This window comes from Pseudomonas sp. Q11 (genome assembly GCF_024494355.1).
Classification (GTDB): domain Bacteria; phylum Pseudomonadota; class Gammaproteobacteria; order Pseudomonadales; family Pseudomonadaceae; genus Aquipseudomonas; species Aquipseudomonas hefeiensis.
This window is the reverse complement of the sequence record NZ_JAKNQY010000009.1, coordinates 194,378-199,787: the sequence shown is the minus strand read 5'-3', so window position 1 is coordinate 199,787 and position 5,410 is coordinate 194,378. Positions and strand designations below refer to the sequence as shown.

The window sequence follows — 5,410 nt, the reverse complement described above, 5'->3', positions numbered from 1 at the left end:
ACCCTGAACCCGACGGGGTGGGTGGATCCGTTGGGGTTGGTGGATTGTCCGGGGAGGGGCGGGTGCAGGTCGGCGGTTGGGAGTCCGGATCCGGCGGCTAAGGCGACTGTTAGTCAAGCGGAATCCAAACTACCTACCCCAAAAAAAGAAGATGATTTTCTGTATCGCGGTGATGAGCGAAGTCCTGAAGATGTTTTTGAAAATGGGTTTAAAAGCAAAGGGAAAAGTAAGGATCTATTCTTGCACTCTATAGATAGTGATTGGCCTCCTAGTTATTTCATTAGCACTTCCTATTCGAGAGAGGTGGGGAAGAGGTTCGCCACCAACGAGTTTACGAGAATAGGTTATTTATACACGCTACAAAAAATTCCAGGGCATGATTTAAGTAAGGAGCTGGGAGCAGCATATTTGTTCGGGGGCGAAAAGGAAATCGCGATTCCGGGGCGCATAAAAAACGAAGATGTGCTTGGTGCAACGTTAATACTTGATGATGGAAAGGAGTTTGGTTACTCCATACTTAATCCCAATAGAAGGATAAAAAAATGATTACCAAGGTGGAAGTTTACGTGTCCATGGGGGGTAAAAAAGAGATCGTTCATCTTGTATGTGATGCCGAAAAAGTTGCAATAACCTTCTGTACGAAAGCAGGTGTTGATAAAAGTTATATGAGCAGCAACTTTTATAAATGTTTTGCGAGCCTTCGACGGGATAATCCAGAGGTGACTTTTTTTTGCAAAGGTGCTAAGAGGAATGTTCACCCATCTGGCATGTCATCACAGATGTCGCTTGGACTAAAAGCCTATGAGCTACGCATGGGGGTGGCTCCATCTCTCGATGACCTGGTTTATATATTTGAATATGATGATCAGGATTTAACAAACGATCCGAATGAGCAAGTGAGTTTCTATAGGAGCTGGATTGAGTCTCGAATTAGTTAGTGTGTGGTGTGTTGCAGAGGAGAGTGAATTTTTACACGGCAGGTCGTTTGTCTAAGTGCGCTAGCTTGGATGAAAATCCTTGATGTCACGGAAATCATTCTGAACTATGCTCCGTTTTTTTCTTCCCCATCTGGAGTTCGCCCCCATGCCCAACCTAACCCCATTCCCCATCACCCAGAAATGGCCCGGCCAGTACCCGGAGTGGATCCAGCTCTACTCCCTGCCGACCCCCAACGGCGTGAAAGTCTCGATCATGCTGGAGGAGATCGGCTTGCCCTACGAACCCCACAAAGTGGACTTCAGCAGCAACGACCAGCTGTCCCCGGAGTTCCTCTCCTTGAACCCCAACAACAAGATCCCGGCGATTCTCGACCCTCATGGGCCGGGGGATCAGCCGCTGGCGTTGTTCGAGTCGGGGGCGATTCTGATTTATCTGGCGGACAAGAGCGGGCAACTGCTGGCCCAGGAGTCGGCGGCGCGCTACGAGACGATCCAATGGCTGATGTTCCAGATGGGCGGGATCGGGCCGATGTTCGGGCAGTTGGGTTTCTTCAACAAGTTTGCGGGCAAGGACTACGAAGACAAGCGACCCCGTGATCGTTACGTCGAGGAAAGCAAGCGTCTGCTCAAGGTGCTTGATGGTCGTCTTGAAGGGCGGGACTGGATCATGGGCGAGCGCTACACCATCGCCGATATCGCCACGTTTCCGTGGGTGCGCAACTTGATCGGTTTTTATGAAGCAGGGGATCTGGTGGGTATCCAGAATTTCCCGAATGTAACGCGGGTGTTGGAGCGTTTCCTGGCGCGGCCGGCAGTGGCGCGCGGATTGAAAATTCCGGAATGAGTGGAACGATGGCGAGCCGGTTCAATTTCAAGCAATTGGATGTGTTCAGTGAAGTGCCGCTCAAGGGTAATCCGCTGGCGGTGGTGCTCGGGGCAGACGAGATCAGTGACGAGCGCATGGGCGCTTTTGCCAACTGGACCAACCTCAGCGAAACCACGTTCCTGCTGGCACCGCAGCATCCGGATGCCGATTACCGGGTGCGTATTTTCACCACCTCGACTGAACTGCCGTTTGCCGGTCATCCGACTCTGGGCAGTTGTCATGCCTGGCTGGAGGCCGGAGGCGTGCCGAAAGGGCCGCAGATCGTGCAGGAATGTGGCGTTGGCCTGGTAAGAATTCGCCGCAGCGATTTTGGGTTGGCTTTTCAGGCGCCGCCCTTGCTCAAGTCCGGCCCGCTGGAGGCCGAAGTGCTGGAGCGGGTGCGCAAGGGACTGGGGTTGCAGGCCGAGGCGATTGTCGAGGCGCAGTGGGTTGATAACGGTGCCGGCTGGCTGGCCTTGATGCTCAAGGATCGCCAGCAGGTGTTGACGCTCACGCCCGATTACCATCAGTTGCTGGATCTGGCTGTGGGTGTCATCGCACCTTGGGACCCGTCCGTGGATGGCGACGAGGCCCAATTCGAGGTGCGCGGATTCATTGCCGGCGACGGCATGCCGGAGGACCCTGCCACCGGCAGCCTGAACGCCGGGCTGGCCCAGTGGATGCTGGCCAAGGGGCTGGCACCGTCGCGCTATGTGGTTAGCCAGGGCTTGACCATGGGCCGGGCCGGGCGGATTCATGTTGAGCAGGTGGGCGAGGACGTCTGGATTGGTGGGGCGGTGGTGACCTGCGTCAATGGCTCACTGACCTTGTAAGCCGATTATTGCCCGGCCGGTAAAACTCTGTTTTCCGGTCGGCGTTTGTGCCCCGGCCGGTCAGGGCATAAGCTTTATCCCCTGCGATCGAGCACCCATTTTCCCAGGAGTCCCATGTCCAGCCAGTTCCCCGAAGCACGTCCACGTCGCCTGCGCCGCAATGCCAGCCTGCGCAGTCTGTTCCAGGAAACCGAGTTCACCCTGAACGACCTGGTGCTGCCGATTTTCGTCGAAGAAGAAATCGATGACTTTGTACCGATCAAGAGCATGCCGGGCGTGGCGCGTATTCCTGAATCGAAACTGGCCAGTGAGATCGAGCGGTATGCCCGTGCCGGCATCAAGTCAGTGATGACCTTTGGCGTGTCCCATCACCTGGACAGCGATGGCAGCGACACCTGGAACGAGCGCGGTCTGGTGTCGCGCATGGCCGGGATCTGCAAGGACGCGGTGCCGGAAATGATCGTGATGTCCGACACTTGTTTTTGTGAGTACACCGATCACGGCCATTGCGGGGTGCTTCATGGGCATGAAGTGGACAATGACCGGACCTTGCTCAACCTGGGTAAACAGGCCGTGGCGGCCGCGCGTGCCGGGGCTGATGTGATCGCTCCGTCCGCCGCCATGGACGGGCAGGTCCAGGCCATCCGCAAAGCCCTGGACGAAGCCGGTTTCAGCCAGACGGCAATCATGGCGTATTCAACCAAGTTCGCCTCAGCGCTCTACGGTCCGTTCCGCGAGGCGGGCGGCAGTGCCTTGAAGGGCGACCGCAAAAGCTACCAGATGAACCCGATGAACCGCCGCGAAGCACTGCGCGAATCCTTGCTCGATGAGCAGGAAGGGGCCGATGCACTGATGGTCAAACCTGCCGGCGCGTACCTGGATATCATCCGCGACATTCGCCAGGCTTCGAACCTGCCCTTGTCGGCCTATCAGGTCAGCGGCGAGTACGCGATGATCAAATTCGCCGCCCAGGCCGGCGCTATCGACGAAGCCCGCGTAGTGCGAGAAAGTCTCGGCGCGATAAAACGAGCCGGGGCGGACCTGATCTTCACCTACTTTGCGATGGATCTGGCGTTAAGCGGAATCTGATCGACGCTGGATTCCTGTGGGAGAGAGCCTACTCGCGACAGTGGTGGGACAGCTTGCATCGATGCCGAACGTGCCGCCGTCATCGCGGGCAAGCCTTGCTCCCACAGACCTCACCCACCCCAAATCTACTGTAGGAGTCTTGCTGCCACTCTGATGGTGTTAGGCCACCCATCTCTCACCTCAGGTTTTGCTACTGTCGAGCCTTCCTTCCTCACAAGACCCGTTGTGGCCCTGATGAACCGAACATAGCCTGTACCGGCTTTTGATCGTATGGTTGCTGCGCAATAACAGACTTGATGGAGCAACATGCAACTCAATCGATTGATGATCAGCCTCGCCGCGTTGTTGACCCTGGCCGGTTGCGGCAGCCGTCAGGCCCAGGAACCTGAACGCCAGCCCGCCGAGGTCAAGGCGCAGATCGTGCGGTTGTTGCCGGCAAAGACCGCGGATCGCGAAGGCTGGGCGACGGATATCTACGTGGCTTTTGCCACTCAGCAGATCCCACCCACGACGCAGAATATCTGTTCTGTCCTGGCGGTGACCGAACAGGAGTCGACGTTCCAGGCCGATCCGGCGGTGCCGGGGTTGGGCAAGATCGCCCGGCAGGAAATCGACCGTCGCGCGGCAAAGATGCACATCCCAGGTCTGTTGATCAGCGGCGCGCTCCAGGTGCGTTCGCCCAATGGCAAAAGCTACAGTGATCGGCTCAATGCCGCGCGCAGCGAGAAGGAGTTGAGTGCGATTTTCGATGATTTCCTCGGCATGGTGCCTTTGGGCAGGACGCTGTTCGGCAGCTTCAACCCCGTACACACCGGCGGGCCGATGCAGGTCAGCATCGCGTTTGCCCAAGCCAATGCCCGGGATTACCCCTACGCGGTGGATGGTTCGATTCGTCGGGAGGTGTTCAGTCGTCGCGGCGGGATGTATTTCGGCATTGCGCATCTGCTGGGGTATCCGGTGAGCTACACCGAGCCGCTGTATCGTTTCGCCGATTTCAATGCCGGGTGGTACGCCAGCCGCAACGCAGCATTCCAGCATGCGGTGAGTCGTGTGTCAGGCATTCCCCTGGCCCTCGATGGCGATTTGATTTTGCATGACTCCATCATGCCAGGCAGCACTGAGCTGGCAGTGCGCACATTGGGCAGGTCGCTGGGTATGCGTAACCCGACCATTCGCGATCAACTGGAGCAGGGCGACAGCCTGGCGTTCGAGGACAGCAAACTCTACAAGCGGGTGTTCGAATTGGCTGAGAAGGCCGAGGGCAAACCGTTGCCGCGGGCAGTATTGCCGGGAATCGTGCTCAAGAGCCCGAAGATCACGCGCAAGCTCACCACTGCGTGGTTTGCCAAGCGGGTAGATGAGCGTTATCGACGCTGCATGACGCGGGCTGCGGGACGCTAGTCGATACGTCGGCCCATGAAAAAGCCCGGCGAATAAGGCCGGGCTTTCATTGTGATGCATCAGGTTGCAGAGGTGTTTGAAACAGTGTGGCGAGGGAGCTCCTTCGCCACACATTGCGTTGCACGTCATTGGGGACTTCGTCAGGCATCTGGATTGAACAACTCATACACGGTTCTGAGTCAGACGATCGGAACCACCTTCAGCGACGCGATTCTGTTGCAGACGATCAGAACCACCTTCAGCAACACGATTCTGTTGCAGACGATCGGAGCCACCTTCGGCAA

Annotated in this window: 5 protein-coding genes and 2 pseudogenes; 6 read left to right on the top strand and 1 reads right to left on the bottom strand. The window is 57.1% G+C overall.

Annotated elements, in window-relative coordinates; translation table 11 throughout:
* From MA884_RS12470 to MA884_RS12445, 6 genes and pseudogenes are all read left to right on the top strand, one after another.
* Positions 1 to 546 (top strand): annotated as a pseudogene (locus tag MA884_RS12470) (type IV secretion protein Rhs); the annotation flags it as partial.
* Positions 543 to 938 carry a hypothetical protein gene (locus MA884_RS12465; RefSeq protein WP_256230819.1) on the top strand — a complete coding sequence of 132 codons (396 nt, stop codon included), beginning with the start codon at positions 543 to 545 and terminating at the stop codon, positions 936 to 938. The pseudogene MA884_RS12470 and the gene MA884_RS12465, both read left to right, overlap by 4 nt.
* Positions 939 to 1,083: 145 nt before the next feature.
* Positions 1,084 to 1,782: a glutathione S-transferase family protein gene (locus MA884_RS12460; RefSeq protein WP_256230818.1), complete on the top strand. Its 699-nt coding sequence runs from the start codon at positions 1,084 to 1,086 to the stop codon at positions 1,780 to 1,782.
* Between the two features lie 8 nt (positions 1,783 to 1,790).
* Positions 1,791 to 2,636, top strand: a complete 846-nt coding sequence (locus MA884_RS12455; protein ID WP_256230817.1) for a PhzF family phenazine biosynthesis protein — start codon at positions 1,791 to 1,793, stop codon at positions 2,634 to 2,636.
* A gap of 114 nt (positions 2,637 to 2,750) precedes the next feature.
* Positions 2,751 to 3,725: a porphobilinogen synthase gene (gene hemB, locus MA884_RS12450; RefSeq protein WP_256230816.1), complete on the top strand. Its 975-nt coding sequence runs from the start codon at positions 2,751 to 2,753 to the stop codon at positions 3,723 to 3,725.
* 306 nt (positions 3,726 to 4,031) lie between these two features.
* Positions 4,032 to 5,126: a DUF1615 domain-containing protein gene (locus tag MA884_RS12445; RefSeq protein WP_256230815.1), complete on the top strand. Its 1,095-nt coding sequence runs from the start codon at positions 4,032 to 4,034 to the stop codon at positions 5,124 to 5,126.
* 162 nt (positions 5,127 to 5,288) lie between these two features.
* Here MA884_RS12445 and MA884_RS12440 read toward each other — a convergent pair.
* A pseudogene (locus MA884_RS12440) lies at positions 5,289 to 5,410 on the bottom strand (phage infection protein); the annotation flags it as partial.